The 20,326-nt window shown below is 68.8% G+C and carries 18 protein-coding genes; 5 read left to right on the top strand and 13 right to left on the bottom strand.

Annotated elements, in window-relative coordinates; translation table 11 throughout:
• Positions 1-3,195, bottom strand: a complete 3,195-nt coding sequence (locus A5773_RS13335) for an adenylate/guanylate cyclase domain-containing protein (protein WP_067791259.1) — start codon at positions 3,193-3,195, stop codon at positions 1-3.
• 251 nt (positions 3,196-3,446) lie between these two features.
• On the opposite strand from A5773_RS13335, the gene A5773_RS13330 reads away from it, so the two are divergent.
• Positions 3,447-4,844: an NAD(P)/FAD-dependent oxidoreductase gene (locus A5773_RS13330; protein WP_066955425.1), complete on the top strand. Its 1,398-nt coding sequence runs from the start codon at positions 3,447-3,449 to the stop codon at positions 4,842-4,844.
• Between the two features lie 2 nt (positions 4,845-4,846).
• Here the strand turns inward: A5773_RS13330 and A5773_RS13325 are convergent, their stop codons facing one another.
• The 6 genes from A5773_RS13325 to carD are packed head-to-tail and all read right to left on the bottom strand — an operon-like array spanning position 4,847 to position 9,896.
• Entirely contained in the window at positions 4,847-5,821 is a 975-nt protein-coding gene (locus tag A5773_RS13325; protein WP_232001846.1) for a glycerophosphodiester phosphodiesterase, read from the bottom strand.
• Between the two features lie 5 nt (positions 5,822-5,826).
• On the bottom strand, positions 5,827-6,759 hold the full coding sequence (gene rlmB / locus A5773_RS13320; protein WP_067791257.1) for a 23S rRNA (guanosine(2251)-2'-O)-methyltransferase RlmB: 933 nt from the start codon (positions 6,757-6,759) through the stop codon (positions 5,827-5,829).
• The gene (gene cysS, locus A5773_RS13315) at positions 6,760-8,178 is read right to left on the bottom strand and encodes a cysteine--tRNA ligase (RefSeq protein WP_067791255.1); all 1,419 of its coding nucleotides are present in this window, start codon (positions 8,176-8,178) and stop codon (positions 6,760-6,762) included. It abuts the gene before it with no gap.
• A gap of 50 nt (positions 8,179-8,228) precedes the next feature.
• The gene (gene ispF / locus A5773_RS13310) at positions 8,229-8,708 is read right to left on the bottom strand and encodes a 2-C-methyl-D-erythritol 2,4-cyclodiphosphate synthase (protein WP_067791253.1); all 480 of its coding nucleotides are present in this window, start codon (positions 8,706-8,708) and stop codon (positions 8,229-8,231) included.
• Complete coding sequence (gene ispD / locus A5773_RS13305) at positions 8,705-9,391, bottom strand: 2-C-methyl-D-erythritol 4-phosphate cytidylyltransferase (RefSeq protein WP_067791251.1); 687 nt, start codon at positions 9,389-9,391, stop codon at positions 8,705-8,707. Before ispD ends, ispF begins: the two co-directional genes overlap by 4 nt.
• Before the next feature lie 16 nt (positions 9,392-9,407).
• Positions 9,408-9,896 carry an RNA polymerase-binding transcription factor CarD gene (carD, locus tag A5773_RS13300; RefSeq protein WP_007166539.1) on the bottom strand — a complete coding sequence of 163 codons (489 nt, stop codon included), beginning with the start codon at positions 9,894-9,896 and terminating at the stop codon, positions 9,408-9,410.
• A 297-nt stretch (positions 9,897-10,193) separates the two neighbouring features.
• On the opposite strand from carD, the gene A5773_RS13295 reads away from it, so the two are divergent.
• The 3 genes from A5773_RS13295 to disA are packed head-to-tail and all read left to right on the top strand — an operon-like array spanning position 10,194 to position 13,302.
• Positions 10,194-10,742, top strand: a complete 549-nt coding sequence (locus A5773_RS13295) for a hypothetical protein (RefSeq protein ID WP_067264649.1) — start codon at positions 10,194-10,196, stop codon at positions 10,740-10,742.
• Positions 10,743-10,801: 59 nt separating this feature from the next.
• Positions 10,802-12,232, top strand: coding sequence for a DNA repair protein RadA (gene radA / locus A5773_RS13290; protein WP_067264653.1), 1,431 nt, complete (start codon positions 10,802-10,804; stop codon positions 12,230-12,232).
• Complete coding sequence (gene disA / locus A5773_RS13285) at positions 12,229-13,302, top strand: DNA integrity scanning diadenylate cyclase DisA (protein WP_067791249.1); 1,074 nt, start codon at positions 12,229-12,231, stop codon at positions 13,300-13,302. Before radA ends, disA begins: the two co-directional genes overlap by 4 nt.
• On the opposite strand, the gene A5773_RS13280 is transcribed toward disA, so the two are convergent.
• Together A5773_RS13280 and A5773_RS13275 are read right to left on the bottom strand one after the other, a co-directional pair.
• The gene (locus A5773_RS13280) at positions 13,299-14,111 is read right to left on the bottom strand and encodes a hypothetical protein (RefSeq protein ID WP_156659631.1); all 813 of its coding nucleotides are present in this window, start codon (positions 14,109-14,111) and stop codon (positions 13,299-13,301) included. The two genes, disA and A5773_RS13280, sit on opposite strands and share 4 nt — an antisense overlap.
• A gap of 126 nt (positions 14,112-14,237) precedes the next feature.
• Positions 14,238-14,855, bottom strand: coding sequence for a carbonic anhydrase (locus A5773_RS13275; protein WP_066955452.1), 618 nt, complete (start codon positions 14,853-14,855; stop codon positions 14,238-14,240).
• Between A5773_RS13275 and A5773_RS13270 the strand changes: the two genes are divergently transcribed.
• Entirely contained in the window at positions 14,854-15,765 is a 912-nt protein-coding gene (locus A5773_RS13270) for an A/G-specific adenine glycosylase (protein WP_066955455.1), read from the top strand. The two genes, A5773_RS13275 and A5773_RS13270, sit on opposite strands and share 2 nt — an antisense overlap.
• A gap of 7 nt (positions 15,766-15,772) precedes the next feature.
• Here the strand turns inward: A5773_RS13270 and A5773_RS13265 are convergent, their stop codons facing one another.
• The 4 genes from A5773_RS13265 to A5773_RS13250 are packed head-to-tail and all read right to left on the bottom strand — an operon-like array spanning position 15,773 to position 20,323.
• Positions 15,773-17,251, bottom strand: coding sequence for an NADH-quinone oxidoreductase subunit C (locus A5773_RS13265; protein WP_067791247.1), 1,479 nt, complete (start codon positions 17,249-17,251; stop codon positions 15,773-15,775).
• Complete coding sequence (locus A5773_RS13260) at positions 17,248-18,714, bottom strand: proton-conducting transporter membrane subunit (RefSeq protein ID WP_066955461.1); 1,467 nt, start codon at positions 18,712-18,714, stop codon at positions 17,248-17,250. Before A5773_RS13260 ends, A5773_RS13265 begins: the two co-directional genes overlap by 4 nt.
• Positions 18,714-19,376, bottom strand: coding sequence for a hypothetical protein (locus A5773_RS13255; protein WP_067791245.1), 663 nt, complete (start codon positions 19,374-19,376; stop codon positions 18,714-18,716). Before A5773_RS13255 ends, A5773_RS13260 begins: the two co-directional genes overlap by 1 nt.
• The gene (locus tag A5773_RS13250; protein WP_067791324.1) at positions 19,373-20,323 is read right to left on the bottom strand and encodes a respiratory chain complex I subunit 1 family protein; all 951 of its coding nucleotides are present in this window, start codon (positions 20,321-20,323) and stop codon (positions 19,373-19,375) included. The genes A5773_RS13255 and A5773_RS13250 overlap by 4 nt, the downstream gene beginning before the upstream one ends.
• Between the last annotated feature and the right edge of the window lie 3 nt (positions 20,324-20,326).

Here is a 20,326-nt window from a genome sequence, read left to right as displayed (position 1 = left end):
TCAGCCCCGCCGCAGTGCAAGGGATTCATCGACCATCCGGCGTGCCTCGGGCTGCCGCCCGCGGGCATCGAGCTTGTTGCATGACTCGAGGTAAGCCTTCGACAGTTCGGCGTACTGGTCCGGGCGGCCTTCCGCCCGGGCCAGCAGCGCGCCGGATTTCAGCCACCACAGATCCGTAGCCGCGATGCCAGGCCGCCGAACGTGCCACCGACCGACGATGTCGCGGGCTTCGCGGAGGTCTTCGACGGATCCTCGCTCAACGAGCAGTTCGATGAGCGCCTCGGCCGTACAGCCGACGAACACTGGACTGCCGCTCTCGGAGTGCCGCAAGAACGTGGGGCGAAGATCGTCTATCGCTTCGTGGATCCGTCCTCTGCGGGCGGCATCGACCGCCAGATCGGCGGCAATGCTCGTCATCCCGATGTGATGCAGCTTGTGCTCCTCGATCAGGACGCGGGCGCGGTCAAGCAGATCGATGGCCTCGTCGCGCGACGTGTTCTCCGTGCGCAGCAGGGCCGATCCATGGGCCCACAGTGTGGCGATGATGCCGCTGACGTCGCCCAGCGATTCCCCGCATCGCAACGCCTCACGCGTCTCGTCGACCAAATCGTCGCCCCTGCACAGACCCAGCACCGCAACTGTTCCCGCGTAATGCGACATGGTCGCGTAGTTGAGGGGGCCGAGCGTATGTGCTTGTTCAAGGCCCTCCCGGAAATCCCGCTTGCCCTTACTGCAGTCGCCGAGGCACATGCCGATGATTCCGCGAAGAATTTGCGCCGCAACCGTTTCGTTCGCGGGCACATCCCCAGCCAGTGTCAGTATCGCGTCAATGACCCTTAGCGCGGCGTCGAATTCGCAGTTGGCAAACCGGATGAATGCTAACGAATTGAGGATTATGGCCCTGGTCGCCGCATCGCACACAATGCCGCTGACCATGTCTTCGAGCTCCGATGCCAGCGCCAGGGCCTCGGGAACCCGAATGTCGTTGATACTGAACGACCAGATGAGTCCGGCGGTCGCGAGCGCGAGCGGTGTCAGGTCGGTGGCCTGCGTGCTGAGACCGCGAAGCTCTTCGTAGAGACCGTCGGCGCCATCGGCGTCGCTCACGTAAAGCGCCGTAGAGATCAGCATGGCGCGCGGCGCGATTCGCATCGCGGTCACGTCCTCGTGGTCGTCGGACAGCCCATCTGCGATGCGGCGCGCACTCTCCCATTCCGCGCGGGCGGCGCGGATATCGCGCGGCCGAAGCCGTTCCGCCGCACGCAGATGCCAATGGTAGGCCTGGACGAGTTCGCCGCCCGACTCCAGGTGGGTTGCGATTAATGCCGCGTTGTCGTCGACGGCACCCGCGTCGCGCGCCTCGATCGCGGCGGCCAGCCGGCGGTGGGCCTGCACGCGGACGGCGCTCAGTTGTGACTCGTAGGCGACCGTGCGCACCAGCGGATGGTGGAAGCAATACCGTTGGCGCGGAACGAATTCGATCTGATCGATCAGCTCGGCCGACACCAGCTCGGCCAGGCTCGTGGATGCGCTCTCCGGCAGCAGAGCGTGCAGTGCGTCCACGTCGAAGTGGTTACCGATCACCGCCGCGGCGTTGAGGATCGACTTCGTGGTCGCGGGCAACCGATCGATGCGGGCGGCAAGCACCGCTTGCACCGTGGCCGGAACGGCGATTTCGTCGGCATCGCCCGTCAGGCGGTAGGCACCGCGACCGCCCGAGAGCACGCCGCGGCCCGCAAGGTCGCGAACGATCTCCTCGGCGAAGAAGGGATTGCCGGCCACCGCGGCTGCAATTCGTTCGCCCAGGCCACCCAGCGACTGGTCGCCCCCGAGGAGCTGGCGGACAAGGCGGACGGACGTCGATTCGGTCAGTGGCTGCAGCGTCACCGTCTGGTTCGATCGATTGCGTAGCGCGCCACGGAATTCTGGCCGGTAGGTCATGACGAACATCGACGTCGTCCCGTCGAGGGTGCTCGCGAAATCAGCGAGGACGTCGTCGCTGGGCTGATCGATCCAATGGGCGTCCTCCAGTGCAAACACCGTCGAAGTGGAGCGTGCCCGAACGGCATGCGCCAGGATTTCGATCAGCCGTCGGCGCCTCGCTTCGGCGCTGACCTGCAGGTGAGGGGCCATGGTGTCGGCGATGCCCATGGCCTCGAACAGGATTTGGGCGTCGGCGGAGTCCCGTCCAAGCAAATCTGCGTATTGCATGCTCGTGCGTTCGCGGGCCTCGCTTGCGCTAAGGCCTTCCAACTTGAACATGGCGCGCAGCAGGCGCGACAACGCCCGGAACGCAACCGTGCTGGTGTGCGCTTCGCAGCGGGCGACGACGATGTCGGCGCCTTGACTTGCGGCGATCGTCGTGAACTCCCTGAGCAGGCGGCTCTTGCCCAGCCCGGGGCGACCGACAATCCCAACGAGGCAGCCGGAATGGGCGGCGAACAGGGTTTGCAGCCGGCGCATCTCCGCATCGCGGCCCAGCATCAGGCCTTCTTGGCGGCCCAACACCATCCGCTCGGATTCCATGGCGAGGAGTTGTCGCGCGGGCACGGGTGCGTCGGCACCCTTGACGGAAATGTCTTCGACGGGACCGAGCCGGGCCGCTTCCTCGACGAGGCGTGCCGTGGAAAGCGAGCACATGACTCCACCCGGAGGGGCGGCGGCCTCCATGCGTTGTGCCATTCCGACGGGGTGGCCGACCGCGGTGTATCTTCCTTGGCCTGAACCTATTTCGCCGGCGATCACTGCCCCCGAGTTCAGCCCGACTCGCACCTGCAAGGTGACGCCGGCACGGCGAAGCACCTCGGCGGCAAGCTCTTTGGTGACCGATTGGATCTCCAGAGCGGAAATGCACGCCCGCAGCGCATGATCCTCCAGGGCCACAGGGGCACCGAACAGCGCCATCAAGCCGTCACCGGTGAACTTATCGACGGTCCCGTGATAGCGCTGAACCACGGCCGCCGCACGGTTGAACATCTCGTTCATGATCTCTTGGAGCAGTTCCGCGTCGAGGGCCGCCGCAAGCTTCATTGAGCCGACGACGTCGGCGAACAGCACGGTTACTTGTTTGCGTTCGCCGCTGGCCGGTCTTGGGATGACTGGAGAGCCGCAGACATCGCAGAAGCGCGCCTTGGCGCGCAGGTCGTTGCCGCACAGCCCACATCGGCCGGTGGCCTCGCTGACCGGGCTAACCATCCACCGATCTCCTGCGCCGTCAAAAGCCCCCGCGTGATCCCCATGATCGCCCATAGCGCCCCGCGGGCGGCACATATCCGCGAAACCTGCTCGCTGGAGTTGCCCAGAAGCTGGTCGGACCCTCCGCCGCGCTTTGCAGGACGACGGCTGACTCGGCACCCGCAAGTGGCGTAGCCGACTACGCTATCCCCTCCGACGGCGGCCGGTGAGCATGACTTTTGTCAGCTATCGGTGAGCGAAGGCGGTGTGCGATGTCCGACAAAGAGGCCAGGATCGGCAGTCACGCGGTGGTGTTGGGGGCGAGCATGGCCGGTTTGCTGGCCGCGCGATCGCTAGCCGACTTCTTCGACACGGTGACGGTCGTGGAGCGTGACCCGCTGCCCGATGCCCACGCCGCCCGCCGGGGCGTGCCGCAGGGACGGCACCTGCACGCTCTGTTGGCCCGGGGAGCACAGGTGATCGAGGGGATGTTCCCCGGCGTCCTCGACGAGATGGTTCTCGACGGCGCGCATCACTTCGACGGCCAGGATCTCTCCGAGCTCTACTACAACGTCGGCGGGCATCTGATGGCGCGGCGCGGCAGCGCCACGGGGCTGACCGCGTACAGCGCGACACGGCCCTTTCTCGAAGACCATGTCCGCACGCGGCTGCGCGAGATTCCCAACGTCACCCTGCTCGACGAACACGTGATCCTGGGCCCGGTATCGACACAGGATCGCCACCGCGTCACGGGAGTGCGGGTGGTCTGCGGCCGCACCGGCGAGCCCACCACGCTGCCCGCCGAGTTGGTCGTCGATGCCACCGGGCGCGCCGCACGCACCCCGACCTGGCTGGACGACTTGGGGTACGACCGCCCGCATGAGGATCGCGTCGACGTCCAGCTGACCTACGCGAGCCAGGCGCTGCGCATGACGGCGGAAGCGCCGCGGGAGCTCGGCTTCCTCATCGGTATCGTGCCCGGCAGGCCGAGAGGTTGCGGCCTGTTGCACTGCGAGGACGACACCTGGCTGCTCACGGTGATGGGGGTGGCCGGCCAGGAACCGGCGTCGCTCGACCTTGCGGAGATGTGTGATTTCGTGGCGGACTGCGCGCCGGCCCACCTGCTCGCCGCGGTGCGAGCCGCCGAACCCATCGGGGAACCGGTGCGGCACCGGACGCCATGCAGTCGATGGCGCCGCTACGACAAGCTGCGGCGCTTCCCCGAGGGCCTGCTGGTCATCGGAGACGCGATCTGCAGCTTCAACCCGGTCTACGGCCAGGGCATGACGGTCGCCGCGCTCGAGGCGTTGGCGCTGCGCGACTGCTTATCTGCCGGTACTGACGATTTGGCGCGGCGCTACTTCCGAGCCGCGGCAGCACCGATCCGCCAAGCCTGGCACCTATCGACCAACCCCGACCTTGCCCTGCCCGAAATCCACGGCACCGCACCGCTCGTCGCTCGGCTGTTCAACAAGTACGTCGATCGGGTGCTCACCGCGGCCGAAAGCGACACCGCAGCGCTGAATCAGTTCATCAGAGTGACCTCCCTCGTCGACCCCGCGACGCGACTGTTGCGCCCGAACATGATCTGGCGTGCTGCCCGCGCGCGCCGACCCGGCATCGATGCCGATATCGCGCCCGCCGACGTTCTGGTGGAAGCGCCGCGCTGACGCTAACCCCGGTGGTAGGCCGGCGGCAGCGGCATCCCGAGATCGGCCAACACGCCCCGCAACCGGGTCGGGTAGTCGGTGATGATGCCGTCGACGCCGTCGGCGATCTGTTCGCGCATCGCGGCCGCATCGTCGACTGTCCACGGGATCACCTTCAGCCCCAACGCATGTGCGCGATCGACATACGGCTGGCCGGCTACCAGCTGGTACCTGGGCGAGATGATGTCCGCGCCCACCAGCTTCGCCCCGATCATCGGATCGCCGATGGCGGTGGCGTTCGCCCCGGCCAGCCACGGCGAGTCCGGCACCCAGGTGTCCTCGTTGTACAACGCCACCAACGGAATTGACGGCTCTTCCCGGCGCACCATGGGCAAGGTCCGCCAATCGAAGCTCTGGATCTCCACGCGGCCGACCTTGCCGGCCGACCTGACCGCCGCCAGTATCACGTCGACAAACTGTTGGGGGTCGGCCGAGGTGCCGGGCTTGTCGGCTGCCACCTTCGTCTCGACGTTGTAGCGCACGGCCGCATGGTAGGAATCGGCCAGCGCAAACACCTCCGCCAGGACGGCTATCTTGTTGCCCCGCACAACTTCAGCATCGGGAAATTCGGCCAGCCGCCGCCCGCAGTCCAGCGTGCGAATCTGGTTCAGGGTGAGTTCGTACACCAACTTGCCGACGTAGGGATACTGCGGATCGCCGGCGAAGGCGGGCCCGGTGTCGGCGCATTTTTCGGCGTCGATCGTCGGATCGTGCCACACCAGCGGTTGCCCGTCTCTGGTGATGTTGATGTCGAGTTCAAGTGTGCTGACCCCCAACTCGAGTGATTTCGTGAAGGCCCGCAACGACTCCTCCGTCGTCTCCCCACGCCCGCCGCGGTGAGCCTGCAGGTCGAATTCGGGGGTTTGGGCGCCGGCCGCGGGCGCCAGCACAACGAGTAGCGCCAGCGCGGCACCGAGGCGCACGGGCCGCCGGCGCACCGGAGCTAAGCCCTGCGCTGGCGCGCGATTTCGGCGAGCACCACCCCGGCGGCCACCGAGGCGTTCAGCGATTCGGCGTGCCCGGCCATCGGGATGGACACCACCTCGTCGCAGTTCTGCCGGACAAGTCGCGACAGCCCTTTGCCTTCCGATCCGACGACCACCACCAGCGGGTCGGCGCCGTCGATATCGTCGACGACGGTGTCACCGTCGGCGTCCAGGCCGATCACCCGGATGCCTCGGTCGGCCCAATCTTTAAGCGTTCTGGTCAGATTGGTGGCCCGTGCCACCGGGATGCGCGCCGCGGCCCCGGCACTGGTGCGCCAGGCCACCGCCGTCACAGACGCCGAGCGTCGCTGCGGGATCAGCACACCGTGGCCGCCGAACGCCGCGACCGAACGCACGATCGCACCGAGGTTGCGCGGATCGGAGATGTTGTCCAGCGCGACCAGCAGGGCGGGCGGTGAGTTGATCGCGGTGGTCAGCAGGTCGTCGGGGTGGGCATAGTCGAACGGCGGCACCTGTAGTGCGATGCCCTGATGCAGGTGGTTGCTCGTCATCCGGTCCAGGTCGGCACGCGGCACCTCGAGGATCGAAATGCCCGCATCCGCTGCGCGGGTCACGCTTTCGGTGACCCGCTCGTCGGCCTCGATGCCCAGCGCCACGTACAACGCCGTCGCCGGCACGCCAGCCCGCAGGCACTCGAGCACCGGGTTGCGGCCGAGCACCGTCTCTGTCTCGTCGGTGGCGCGCTTGGCCGGCCGCCGCGGCGGCGACTGGGCGCGTTTGGCTGCGGGATGGTTCGGACGCAGGTGCGCCGGCGGTGTGGGACCGCGGCCCTCGAGCGCGCGGCGACGCTGGCCGCCCGAACCCACGGTGGGTCCCTTCTTGCTGCCCGCTTTGCGTATTGCCCCGCGGCGCCGCGAGTTGCCGGCCATCTAGTTGTCGCGCTTTTCTTCGCGGGCCAAAAGCTCCCACTGCGGCCCGTCCGCGGTGTCGGTGACGTCGATGCCGGCGAGTTTCAGGCGATCCCTGATCTCGTCGGCGAGCGCCCAATTGCGTTGCTCGCGAGCCTTTTCCCGGCTCTCCAGTTCAGCCCGCACCAACACCTCGACCGCGGCCAGCGCGGCCGTCGTCTCGTCGCGGGTTTCCCAGCGCTCGTCGAGCGGGTCACAGCCCAAGATGCCCATCATGGTGCGGATCGTGCGGGCTTGCTGCAACGCGCCGTCGTGGTCGCCGGTGTCGAGAGCGCGGTTGCCCTCGGCCCGGGCGTGGTGCACCTCGGCCAGCGCGGCCGGAACCGCCAAGTCGTCGTCGAGCGCCTCGGCGAACCGCGGGGTCCATTCGCCGGGCTGGACGGCACCGACGCGAATGCGGACGCGGTGCAGGAATTCCTCAACGCCCACATAGGCTTTCACCGCGTCCTGCAGTGCGGTGTCGGAGAATTCCAGCATCGAGCGGTAGTGCGCGCTGCCCAGGTAGTAGCGCAGCTCCGCCGGTCGCACCCGCTGCAACAGCGCCGGGATGGCCAGCACGTTGCCCAGCGACTTGCTCATCTTCTCGCCGCCCATAGTGACCCAGCCGTTGTGCAGCCAGTAGCGGGCGAATCCGTCACCGGCGGCGCGGCTCTGCGCGATCTCGTTCTCGTGGTGCGGGAAGACCAAGTCCATCCCGCCGCAATGGATGTCGAACTCCGGCCCCAGGTAGGTGCGGGCCATCGCGGAGCATTCCAGGTGCCAGCCCGGGCGTCCGCGCCCCCAGGGTGTGGGCCACGACGGCTCGCCGGGCTTGGCGGCCTTCCACAGCGTGAAGTCGCGTTGATCCCGCTTGCAGGTGGCCACGCCTTCGCCCTGATGGACGTCGTCGATCTTGTGACCGGAGAGCTGGCCGTACTCCGGGTAGCTGAGCACGTCGAAGTACACGTCGCCGCCCGCCGGGTACGCGTGGCCGGTTTCGATCAGGCGGTCCATCAATTCGACCATCTGGGTGATGTGCCCGGTGGCGCGTGGCTCGGCCGACGGCGGCAAGACGTCCAGGGCGTCGTAGGCGGCGCTGAACGCGCGCTCGTAGGTGGCCGCCCACTCCCACCACGGCCGGTCGGCGGCGGCGGCCTTGTTGAGGATCTTGTCGTCGATGTCGGTCACATTGCGAATGAAGGCGACGTCGCAGCCGCGCGCCATCAGCCAGCGGCGCAGGATGTCGAAGGCCACGCCGCTGCGGACATGGCCGATGTGCGGCAGGCCCTGAACGGTGGCGCCACACAGGTAGATGGAGACGTGGCCCTCGCGCAGCGGAACGAAATCACGCACGGCACCGGCCGCCGTGTCGTGTAGCCGCAAGCGGGCGCGATCGGTCACGACGTGCCAGCTTACCGGGTGGTTCCGAGTTGCCCGGCGCTGCGCGCGCCTTAGCCGGCGGCGATCACCAATGCGGTGGCGATGGCGGCGCGCCCCTCGCCGCGGCCGGTCAGGCCCAGCCCGTCGGTCGTCGTCGCCGCCACCGCGACCGGAGCCCCCAGCAGCTCCGATAGCACGCGCTGCGCCTCGGCCCGGCGCGGACCGACCTTCGGCTGGTTGCCGATCAGCTGCACCGCGGCGTTTCCGACCCGAAAACCGTCCCGGGCCACCAAATCGGCGACGTGGCGCAGCATGTCCGCGCCGCTGACCCCTTTCCAGCGGGGGTCGTCTACCCCGAAAACGGCGCCGATGTCGCCCAGCCCCGCGGCCGACAGCAGCGCGTCGCACAGCGCGTGCGCCCCCACGTCGCCGTCGGAGTGGCCGGCGCAGCCGTCGGCGCCGGGAAACAGCAGACCCAGCAGCCAGCAGGGCCGGCCGGGTTCGATCGGGTGCACGTCGACCCCGAGGCCGACCCTAGGCAGCTCGCTCACCGGCGCACGACCGCCTCGGCCAGCAACAGATCGAGCTGGGTGGTGATCTTGAACGCCAGCACGTCGCCGTCGACCACCTGCACCTGGCCGCCGACATGCTCGACGAGCGAGGCGTCGTCGGTGAAATCGGCGGTGCCCGCGCGCAGGTACGCCCGCAGCAGCAAGTCACGGGCGAAACCCTGCGGCGTCTGCACGGCGCGCAGTCCGGCCCGCTCGGGTGTACCCAGGACCACGCCGTTGGCGTCCACGGCCTTGATGGTGTCATGCAGGGGCAGCGCGGGCACGACGGCGTCGTGCCCGGCCCGCAACGCGTCCACCACGCGCACGATCAGTTCCGGCGGCGTCAGGGCACGCGCGGCGTCATGGACCAGGACGAAATCGGGTTCACCGGCGATGGCCGCCAGCGCCAGGCTCACCGATTGAGTGCGATCGGCGCCTCCGGTGACGACGGTCGCTCGCTCCCCCAGGACCCGCTCAGCCTCATTGACCCGGGCCGCAGGGACGGCCACGACCACGTGGTCGACGACTCCGGATTTCAGCAAACCCTCGACGGCGCGGTCCAACAGGGTGCGCCCAGCGACCTCGCAGAATGCTTTGGGGATGCCTGCGCCCAGTCGCTCGCCCGACCCTGCGGCCGGAACCACTGCGACAACCGTGCCCGAGGAGAGCGTCCCCGTGACCACCGAAGAGTCAGGGCCTTCAGGAAGCGGCGGCCAGAACCTCGTCGAGGATGGTTTCCGCCTTGGCGTCGTCGGTGCTCTCGGCCAGCGCCAATTCGCCGACCAGGATCTGGCGGGCCTTGGCCAGCATGCGCTTCTCGCCCGCGGACAGGCCACGTTCCTGGTCCCGACGCCACAGGTCGCGAACTACCTCGGCGACCTTGTTGACATCGCCGGAGGCCAGCTTTTCCAGGTTGGCCTTGTAGCGGCGCGACCAGTTGGTCGGCTCTTCGGTGTGCGGAGCCCGCAGCACCTGGAACACCTTGTCGAGGCCTTCTTGCCCGACGACGTCGCGGACACCGACGTACTCAGCGTTGTCTGCGGGTACTCGAACTGTCAGGTCTCCCTGCGCCACCTTCAAGACGAGATATTCCTTTTGTTCCCCTTTGATGGTGCGGGTTTCAATCGCCTCGACTAACGCAGCACCGTGATGCGGGTAAACAACGGTGTCGCCGACCTTGAAGATCATCTGATTCGAGCCCCTTTCGTTACTTCAGTCTAACACGGCCGCCCAATCGCGCGTGGAGCAACGATGCAGGTCAGGGGCACAACACGCGCAGATTAGGGGTTGACAGGGGGAGCAGAACGTGCAGTGATGCACATTACCAATGCGTCTATTCGGCCCCGGGAGCGGCCCCTGAGCGCCGTAAGGGAGCCCGCGGGACGGGCTCCCGGGCTGGTCTTACGCCCCGCGCTACCGCGCGCGAAACCTTCCTACTACTGTGCATAGTTGCATCAGTCGAACCGGCCCAGCAGGAGGCATTGAGTGAACCGATTCGAGATCAGCCTCTCGTTCCGGGCCGCGCTCGTCGGCCTGGTTGCGGTGCTCGCGGTCCTGCTGAGTGGCTGCGGGGCCGGCCAGGTATCGCAGATGGCCGTCCAGGAGCCCGCCATCAACGGCAACAAGGTCACCTTCAAAAACGTGGCACTGCGCGACATCCGCATGCAGGCCACGCAGACCGGTGAAGCCGTGCAGCCGGGCCGGACGGTCGATCTGGTGCTGGTAGCCATCAACCAGTCGCCTGACGTGCCGGACAGATTGGTCAGTATCACCAGCGACGTCGGCTCGGTGGCCGTGAGCGGAGACGGCCGCCTGCCCGCCGGCGGAAGGCTGATGATCGGGACGCCGGAGGGACAGAGGGTGGCGCCCGGACCCTTGGGCGCCAACACCAACGCCGCCAAGGCGACCGTCACCCTAGCCAAGCCGGTCAGCAACGGCCTCCTGTACAACTTCACCTTCAACTTCGAGAAGGCCGGCCAGGCCACCGTGCTGGTGCCGGTTTCGGCCGGGTTGAACCCGCCCCAGCAAAGCTAGGCGCGCGTAACCGCCTGTCATAGCGGGGATTTGTCGTACCGGCTCGATACCGTCATGGCGTGGCAAATCCGCGCTCGCAATACCGCTGCTCCGAATGCCAGCACGTCACCGCCAAGTGGGTGGGCCGGTGCTTGGAGTGCGGCACCTGGGGCACCGTCGACGAGGCGCCGGTACTGACCGCGGTCGGCGGCCGGCGAGCGGGTCCGGCCTCTGCGTCCGCTTCCCGGCCCGTCCCGATCACCTCGGTCGAACCCAACGCCAGCCAGCACCGCTCGACCGGCGTCGGGGAACTCGACCGGGTGCTCGGGGGCGGCGTGGTGCCCGGTTCGGTCACCCTGCTGGCCGGCGATCCCGGCGTGGGAAAGTCGACGCTGCTGCTCAAAGTCGCCCATCGCTGGGCGCTTTCGGGCCGGCGCGCGCTGTACATCTCCGGTGAGGAGTCCGCCGGCCAGATCCGGCTGCGGGCCGACCGGATCGGCTGCGGCGCCGACGAGGTCTACCTGGCGGCCGAATCCGATGTGCACACGGTGCTGGACCACATCGCGACCGTGCGGCCCGCCCTGGTGATCGTGGACTCGGTGCAGACCATGTCCACGACCGAGGCCGACGGCGTCGCCGGCGGGGTCACGCAGGTCCGCGCGGTCACCGCCGCGCTGACCGCCGCCGCGAAGGCCAACGGCGTCGCGCTGATCCTGGTCGGCCACGTCACCAAGGACGGAGCCATCGCCGGGCCGCGCTCGCTGGAACACCTGGTCGACGTGGTGCTGCATTTCGAGGGCGACCGCAACGGGTCGCTGCGGATGGTCCGCGGGATCAAGAACCGGTTCGGCGCGGCCGACGAGGTCGGCTGTTTCACGCTGCACGACAGCGGAATCGAGGACGTATCCGACCCGTCGAACCTCTTCCTGGATCAACGGCCGGCACCCGTCGCCGGGACCGCCATCACCGTGACGCTGGACGGGAAGCGGCCGCTGATCGGAGAGGTGCAGGCGCTGCTGGCGACCCCAGGGGGCGGCTCCCCGCGCCGCGCCGTCAGCGGCATCGACCCCTCCCGGGCTGCGATGATCAGCGCCGTGCTGGAAAAGCACGGCAGGCTGCCCGTCAGCGTCCACGACATCTACCTGTCCACCGTGGGCGGCATGCGGCTGACGGATCCCTCCTCGGATCTGGCCGTCGCGATCGCGCTGGCCTCCGCATACTCCGATCGACCGCTCCCGACGACGGCGGTGATGATCGGCGAAGTGGGGCTGGCGGGCGACCTGCGGCGGGTCAGCGGCATGGATCGACGGCTGGCCGAGGCCGCGCGCCAGGGATTCAGCATCGCGCTCATCCCGGACGGCGACGACCCCCGCCGCGAGATCGTGCCCGATGGGATGCGGGCGCTGCGGGCACCGACCATCGTCGCGGCGCTGCAACACATGAAAGCCATCGCCGAGCCGCGCAACGGCTGGACGCGTAACACCGCGGGGCCGCACAATGACACGCTGTGACACGTCCGACACTGCGTGAGACCGTCGCCCGCCTGGCGCCGGGCACCGGGCTGCGAGACGGCCTGGAGCGCATCCTGCGTGGCCGCACCGGTGCGCTGATCGTCATCGGCAACGACGAAAACGTCGAGGCCATCTGCGACGGCGGCTTCGCCCTCGATGTCCGGTACGCGCCGACCCGCCTGCGCGAGCTGGCGAAGATGGACGGGGCCGTCGTGCTGTCCACCGACGGCAGCCGCATCGTGCGGGCCAATGTGCAGCTGGTGCCGGACCCGTCGATACCCACCGACGAATCCGGGACGCGGCACCGCTCGGCGGAACGCGCGGCGATTCAGACCGGTTACCCGGTGATCTCGGTGAGCCACTCGATGAACATCGTGACCGTCTACGTCGGCGGGGAGCGCCACGTGGTGGCCGATTCCGCGACCATCCTGTCGCGGGCCAACCAGGCGATCGCCACCCTCGAGCGGTACAAGACGCGGCTCGACGAGGTCAGCAGGCAGCTTTCGCTCGCCGAGATCGAGGACTTCGTCACGCTGCGCGACGTGATGACGGTGGTGCAGCGGCTCGAGCTGGTCCGGCGGATCGGTCTGGTGATCGACTACGACGTCGTCGAGCTGGGCACCGACGGTCGCCAGCTGCGGCTGCAGCTCGACGAGCTGCTGGGCGGCAACGACATCGCGCGGGAACTGACCGTGCGCGACTACCACGCCAGCCCGGAGCCGCTGTCCCAAGCGCAGATGACCGCGACACTCGACGAGCTGGACGCCCTCTCGGACACCGAGCTGCTCGAACTCACCGCGCTGGCAAAGGTTTTCGGCTACCCGACCACGGCGGAGGCACAGGACTCGGCCGTGAGCCCGCGCGGCTACCGCGCGCTGGCCAGCATCCCGCGGTTGCAGTTCGCCCACTCCGACCTACTGGTCCGGTCGTTCGGGACGCTGCAAGGCTTGCTGGCGGCCAGCGCCGGCGACCTGCAGTCGGTCGAGGGCATCGGCGCGATGTGGGCCCGCCACGTGCGTGAGGGACTATCGCAGCTCGCGGAGTCGACGATCTCCGATCCGCTTAGTTAGCCGGCTGGGGCCGGCGCGACCGGCGGTGCCTCCGGCGGCGGCGCGGCGGCCGGCTGACCCGGCCCGGGCGCCGGGCCCGGCGGCGGTGGCGGCTGGTTCATGATGAACGGGACCGGCTGCGAGCGCAGGTTGCCCAACTGCACGACGAGGTTGTAGGTGCCCGGCCCGATGGCCGGCCGGGGCAGCGGGCAGTGCGGCGCCGACCCCATCCCCGTCCACGTCACCGCGGTCGTCACCTGCTCGCCCGGGGTGAATGTCTTGATCAGCGTCTCGTTGGAGGGCGCGCAGTCCAGGTTCGACCACAGTCGCTTGTTGTCCAGCGAGTACACGTACGCCGCCAGCACCGCGGCGCCGACATCCCGCTTGCAGGACACCAGGCCGATGTTGGTGACGACCATGGTGAACTTCGGCTGATCGCCGATGAAGTACTGGGGCGCATTGGTCAGGCCCTTGACGGCCAGCGTCGAATCGGGGCAGTCATCGCCCTCTTTCAGCACCGGCGGCGGCTGCACCGCTGCCGTCGGGGTGGGCATCTCCGGGTTCTGGCCCTGTTGCGGCGGCACCCCCGGGTTGGGCTGTTCCCCGGGCGCGGCCGGCGGAGGCGCCTGCGGCGCGGGCGAGCCGGGCTTGCTTTGAGCGGAATTCGGTTTGTCGGCACTGGCGGGCTTGGCGCCCGTGTTGTGTCCCATGAAGGCGATGACCGCGGCGACCACGATCCCTAAGACGACGACCGCGACGCCCACGGCCAGGCCACGGCGCCGCCAATAGATCTCGGTAGGTAGCGGGCCACGCGGTTCAAGATCCAGCACGTTTGCAGCGTAGGTCCAGGTCACGTCGAGTTGCCTGACCCGCCTCGGCGTGTCGCGGGGTTTGCTGGCTGACCGCCGTGTTAGTGACGACCGCCCTGGGCCCCGCTGAGGCTGGCTATTCGCCCGCTATTCGCCGATGTCGCCGACGTGATCGACCAGGGCCGCGCGCCCGTCGGCGAGGTGATAGGTGGCGCCCGCTATCGCCAGGGTGCCATCCGCGATCCGTTCGGCGATCGCCGACGAACGCGACACGAGCTGGGCGACCGTTTCACGCACATGCCGTTCCTCGAACTCGTCGACGCGGCTCAGGCCGTCGCGACGGCCCATCAGGACCGAGGGCGCGACCCGCTCCACCACGTCGCGCACGAAACCGCCCGGTATCGCACCGTCGTTGATGGCGGCCAGGGCGGCCTTGACGGCCCCGCAGCTGTCATGGCCCAGAACGACGATCAGCGGCACGTCGAGGACCGTCACGGCGAACTCGATGGAGCCCAGCACAGCCGAGTCGATGGCCTGTCCGGCGGTGCGCACCACGAACATGTCACCCAGACCCTGGTCGAAGATGAGTTCGGCCGCCACCCGGCTGTCCGCGCAGCCGAACACGACCGCGGTGGGCTTCTGCCCGCCGGCCAGGCTGGCCCGGTGTTCGACACTCTGGCTGGGATGCTGAGGCTTCCCGGCGACGAATCGCTCGTTACCCTCTTTGAGTGCTTTCCACGCGGTTACTGGGCTGGTGTTAGGCATGGCTGACATCATGCCGCATCCGCCGGTAAACGGACGGCCAAATATTGCGGCCGATGAGTTGCTCGAGTGGTACGAACGATCCCGGCGCGACCTGCCCTGGCGGGAGCCCGGCGTCACCGCATGGCAGATCCTGGTCAGCGAATTCATGCTGCAGCAGACGCCGGTCTCGCGGGTACTGCCGATCTGGTCGGACTGGGTGCGGCGGTGGCCCACCCCGTCGGCCACCGCGGAGGCCAGCGCCGCCGACGTGCTGCGGGCGTGGGGCAAGTTGGGTTACCCGAGGCGGGCCAAGCGCTTGCACGAGTGCGCGACCGTCATCGCGCGGGAGCACGGCGACGTGGTTCCCGACGACGTCGACACCCTGCTGACCCTGCCCGGCATCGGCAGCTACACCGCACGCGCCATCGCCTGTTTCGCCTACCGTCAACCGGTTCCGGTGGTGGACACCAACGTTCGCCGGGTGGTGGCACGCGCAGTGCACGGGCTGGCCGACGGAGGTTCGGCGTCGGCGGTGCGGGACATGGCCGACGTCTCCGCGCTGCTGCCCACCGACGATAGGGCGCCGCGGTATTCGGTCGCCCTGATGGAACTGGGCGCGACGGTGTGCACCGCGCGAACGCCGCGGTGCGGGTTGTGCCCGCTCACCCGGTGCGCGTGGCGGGACGCCGGTCATCCCCCGGCGCAGGGGCGCGCCCGGCGGGTGCAGACCTACGCCGGAACCGACCGGCAGGTCCGCGGACGCCTGCTGGACGTGTTGCGCGGCAACGACTCTCCGGTCACCCGGGCGGAGCTGGACGTGGCGTGGTTGACCGATACGGCCCAGCGGGACCGGGCCCTGTATTCGTTGCTGGTCGACGGCCTTGTGACGCAGACGGCCGACGGCCGGTTCGCACTGGCGGGCGAAGCGTAATCGCGCGTCAGAGGTCGTTGCCGGCGTAGGACTGGTTGAAGCTTTTGTTGGCCAGCGGGAAGTCGGGGACGATCGTGTCGGCCATCGCGACCGGCAGCGCGGGCCAGTTGAACCATGACGGATCGACGATCTTCGCGCGAGTGATCCGGTTGGCGGCGCCGGTTTCGACGCGGTGGACGGTGGTGCCGCGCCAGCCTTCGACGATGCCGATGCCGCTGCCGGGTGTGCGCGGCGCGGCCACGTCTTCGGCGTATTCGATTGGCCCGCTGTGTGATTCGATCAGATGGCAGGCCAGCTCGGTGGACGCGGCGAATTCCTCGCGCCGCACGGTGTATCGGGCCAGCACGTCACCGCCGGCGGCGTCGGTCTCGGTGACGGGCAATGCGGTGATGGGGTGTTCAAGCCGGGCGTCGGTGCGCATACCGCTGGCCCGAGCGACGTAGCCCAGGCAACCGAGCGCCTGAGCGTCGTCCCGCTGTAGGACGGCGGTCCCGGCGAATCGGTCGTACACCACGGAGTTGCGCAGGGTCAGCTCGGCAACCTGCGCGACGTCGGCCGCAATGGACCGCAGGTCGCCGACGTCGGGTAGCCCCCGCAGCGCGACCCCGCCGGGGCGGATGGCACCACGCAGCAGCCGGTGCCCGGTGACATTTTCGTTGAGCCGCAGCAGTTGTTCGCGGATGCGTTGAGCGTGGGCGTTGGCGAGCCCGAACCCGACGTCGTTGGCCAGCGCGCCCAGATCGGCGGCGTGGTTGTAGAGACGTTCGAGTTCGACCAGTAGCGCCCGCAACCGGTGCACCTCGTCGGGAAGCTCCATTCCGAGCGCGTCTTCGACGGCGAGGCAGTGGGCGAGCGCGTGCGCGGCGGAGGTGTCGCCGCTGACGCGCTCGGCAAGACCGACCGCGGCGCCGGCCGGCCGGCCCTCGAACAGCTTCTCGATGCCGCGGTGGACGAACCACAGTCGGGCCTTGAGCCGCAGCACGGTTTCGCCGGCGACGGAGAAACGGAAATGGCCGGGTTCGATCAACCCCGCGTGCACCGGACCCACCGGGATTTCGTACACGCCGGGACCCTCGACGGTGACGAACGGGAAGCGGCCGGCGCCATCGAACTTGGGGGCGGGCGACGCGTCACCGCGCATGGGATACCAGTCCTCGGGCCAGTGGGCGTGGCGCACCAGCCGGCGCGCCTTGGGGTGGCCCACGCACCGGATGCCGTACAGGTCCGCAATTTCGCGCTCGAACCGGCTGGCTGGAAAGGACAGGTAGGCCAGCGATCGGACCGTCGGGTCATCCTTAGGCACAACGCATTCGAGCTCGACGCGGCGATCGGGATATCCGGCGAGGAACAGGTAGACGACGCGTAGAGCGGCACCGTCGTCGTGGGCGGCCACCAGGGCCAACCGAAACCCCTTGCCCAGCAGGTCTTCTGTCGTTTCGGCCAATCTGCCCTGAGACAGCCGGTGGCGCTGCCATTGCGGCTTCATAGCGGTCCCCCGACGCTGCTGGCCGCGGCGGTGAACAGGTCGGTCAGTGGACCGGCGGTGACACCGAGAACGATCGATGCGGCGATGCCGACGAGCAGGGCGGCCGCCACCGTTCGCGGGACGGCGATTTCGGGAGCGGGGCCGGGGCCGCCCAGCAGGATTCGGCCCGAGTTGCGGGCCAGCGCGGCGAAGGCAACCGCAACCAGCGCCATGCCGGTGGCGAGCACCCAGGTGAGCCGGGCGTCGGCCAGCGATCGGCCGATGGCCAGCTCACTGGCGAACATCGCGAACGGCGGCATGCCGAGCAGCACGATCACGCCGACGGCGAGCGACACACCGATGAGGCGGGAGCGTTGCAGCACGGCGCGGATGTCGGCTATCGCGGTCGAGTTGTGCGCGGCCTGCAGCTGTCCGCTAGCCAGGAAGAGGACCGTCTTGCCGATGCCGTGCGCCAGGACGTGCAGCAGCAGCGCGGCGATGGCCAGGGTGGTTCCGGCCGCGGCGGCGATCGCGATCAGGCCCATGTTCTCCATCGAGGAGTAGGCGAGCATGCGTTTGAGGTCCGTTGTCACCGTGAGCATCAGGGCGGCGACCAGCAGCGTCGCCAGCCCGAGCACCAGCAGGCCCGACCGCATGAAAGTGGGTCCGGTGGCCGTGCCGATGATCGGCTTGAGGCGGATCAGTACCGAGAAGGCCACCGACAGCAGCACCCCGCTCATCAGAGCAGACACCGGTGCCGGGGCCTGGCTGTGGGCGTCGGCCAACCAGGTGTGGAAGGGAACCAGCCCGGCCTTGGCGCCGTAGCCGACGAGCAGCAGCCCACCCGCAAGTCGAGCGATGCCCGGATCGAGCCCGCCCGCATGCGCCGCCAGCACATCGAGGTTGAGGGCCGCGCCGGCCGGCGCCCCGGCATGCTCGGCGGCGTAGTAAAGCAGCACCGTGCCCAGGAAGGCGATGGCGATGCCGACCGAGCAGATCACGACGTACTTCCACGTCGCCTCGAGCGCGCCGCGGGTGCGGCGGTGCCCGACCAAAAAGGCGGTGATCACGGTGGTCGCTTCGATCGCGATCCAGATCACGCCGATGTTGTTGGCGCACACGGCGACAACCATCGCGGACAGGAAGCCCGCCGTCAGCGCGCCGTATGCCCGGGCACCGCGCGTGTCCGTGTGACCGTGCGCGAGTTCGGCATCGAGGTACCCGATGCTCGCCCAGGTGGCCAGTGTGGCAACGATTCCGATGACGATCAGCATCGTGACGGTGAGCGCGTCGAGCCGCAGCAGGCCGCCCAACGCGAACCGCGTTCCCGACCCGACCCGCAACGCGAGCGCCGCGCCACACGCGAGCACCGTGACCGCCGAGAGGACGATCAGCGTCGCTGTCGCCCGGCGCCATCCGGCAATCAGGACGGCGACCGAGGCGCCGACCGGGGTAAGGATCGCCGCAAGCAGTAAACCGGTCATCAGTCGTGCAACTCCTGCAACGCGTCCAGGTCCGCGCCGCCGAACGCGCGGGACAGCCGGCCCGTCAGTACACCGATCACGATGACCGCGAACAACACGTCCAGCGAGGCGCCGAGCTCGACGATCAGCGGCACCCCCGCGGTGAGCAGGAACGCGGTGGCCGCGATCCCGTTGTCCAGCATGAGGAATCCCGCGGCCTGCGACACCGCATGCCGCCGCGTGACCATCACGAGCAGCGCGATGAGCACCACCGCGGTGGCGGCCGGGACGGCGGTGGTCGTGGCGGCCGGCTGCAGATTCACCAGGGGCCGGGTGGTGGCGAACGCGGTCAACGTCAGCGCGGCGGTGATGAGGAGCGACGTGGCGGTGTTCACCAACGGGGTGGCTTCCCTGCGCGATCGCGCTTCGGCGCCGCCCGCGCGGGCCAGCAGCCGCGGCAGCACCGCAACCCGCAAAATCAGCACGGCCACACCGACACTGATGAGCGCACCGTCGCCGTCGTACAGCCCCCGGAGGACGGGAATGGCCGCCAGGGCGACCCCCTGCCATGCCAGCAGGCGGATGATGGCGACCAGGTCGCGGCGCCACACGATCAGCACGGCGGCCAGGAGCAGCCCGCCGGCGGCGAGGTCGACGAGTACCGAAAACGAGCCGTACGTCATGTCGGAACCACGAAGAAGTTGGCGGCGACGACCGCAAGCAACGCCAGCAGGAACGATCCGGCCAGCAACTCGGGCACCCGGAACAGCCGCAGCTTGGCGACGAACACCTCGACGGTGGCCAGCAGCCCCGCCAGCAACGCGACCTTGGCCGCCACGGCCGCGACACCGATGACGATGTCAACGACACCGGGGCGGCCCCCCGCAATGCCCCACGGCGCGAACAGGTTTGCCAGCAGCGCCAAGAGCACGGTCAGCCGCATCCCGGCCGCCCACTCGACCAAAGCCAGCCGCGGACCGGCGTATTCGAGGACCATCGCCTCGTGAACCATCGTCAGCTCGAGATGGGTGGCCGGGTTGTCCACCGGCAGCCGTCCGGTCTCGGCGACGATCACGATTACCAGCGCGGAGAACGCCAGCACCGCCGCCAGCGACACCACTTGCCCGGGATGGGTGATCGTATGCGCCACCAGCGCACCGAGATTCGCCGATCCCGCCGGCATGGACAGCGCGAACACCGCCAGTAAAATGGTGGGTTCGACCAGCGCGGCGATGGTGATCTCGCGGCTGGCACCCATGCCCCCGAACGAGGTGCCGGTGTCGATGCCGGCCAGAGTCAGCGCGACGGTGCCCACGAACAGCAAACCGACCACGGCGAACAGGTCGGCGCTGGTATCCAGTGGCGATCCGGTGGCGACCAGCGGTGCGATGGCGGCGATCAGCAATGTGGTTCCGGCGACGATCGCGGGCGCCGCCCCGAATACCACCGTGGTTCCGCGCGGCGTGATCTGTTGCTTGCCAAGCTGTTTGACGATGTCGCGCCATGGTTGCAGGATGCCGCCGCCGGCGCGGCCTTCCCAGCGCGCGCGTACCTGCCGGGTCAGCCCGACCACCAGCGGCGACCCGGCCACGACGCCGCCGATCTGGGCCGCGCCCGCGACATAGGACAGGAC

Source organism: Mycobacterium sp. 852014-52450_SCH5900713, assembly GCF_001667075.1.
GTDB lineage: Bacteria > Actinomycetota > Actinomycetes > Mycobacteriales > Mycobacteriaceae > Mycobacterium.
This window is presented reverse-complemented; position numbering and strand designations above follow the sequence as displayed.

What these genes read in the sequence shown, in the direction of transcription:
- A5773_RS13335 (WP_067791259.1), bottom strand. Translation starts at nt 3,195, where the DNA reads ATGGTTAGCCCGGTCAGCGAGGCCACCGGCCGATGTGGGCTGTGCGGC.
- A5773_RS13330 (WP_066955425.1), top strand. Translation starts at nt 3,447, where the DNA reads ATGTCCGACAAAGAGGCCAGGATCGGCAGTCACGCGGTGGTGTTGGGG.
- rlmB (WP_067791257.1), bottom strand. Translation starts at nt 6,759, where the DNA reads ATGGCCGGCAACTCGCGGCGCCGCGGGGCAATACGCAAAGCGGGCAGC.
- carD (WP_007166539.1), bottom strand. Translation starts at nt 9,896, where the DNA reads ATGATCTTCAAGGTCGGCGACACCGTTGTTTACCCGCATCACGGTGCT.
- A5773_RS13270 (WP_066955455.1), top strand. Translation starts at nt 14,854, where the DNA reads ATGGCTGACATCATGCCGCATCCGCCGGTAAACGGACGGCCAAATATT.
- A5773_RS13275 (WP_066955452.1), bottom strand. Translation starts at nt 14,855, where the DNA reads ATGCCTAACACCAGCCCAGTAACCGCGTGGAAAGCACTCAAAGAGGGT.
- A5773_RS13265 (WP_067791247.1), bottom strand. Translation starts at nt 17,251, where the DNA reads ATGAAGCCGCAATGGCAGCGCCACCGGCTGTCTCAGGGCAGATTGGCC.
- A5773_RS13260 (WP_066955461.1), bottom strand. Translation starts at nt 18,714, where the DNA reads ATGACCGGTTTACTGCTTGCGGCGATCCTTACCCCGGTCGGCGCCTCG.
- A5773_RS13255 (WP_067791245.1), bottom strand. Translation starts at nt 19,376, where the DNA reads ATGACGTACGGCTCGTTTTCGGTACTCGTCGACCTCGCCGCCGGCGGG.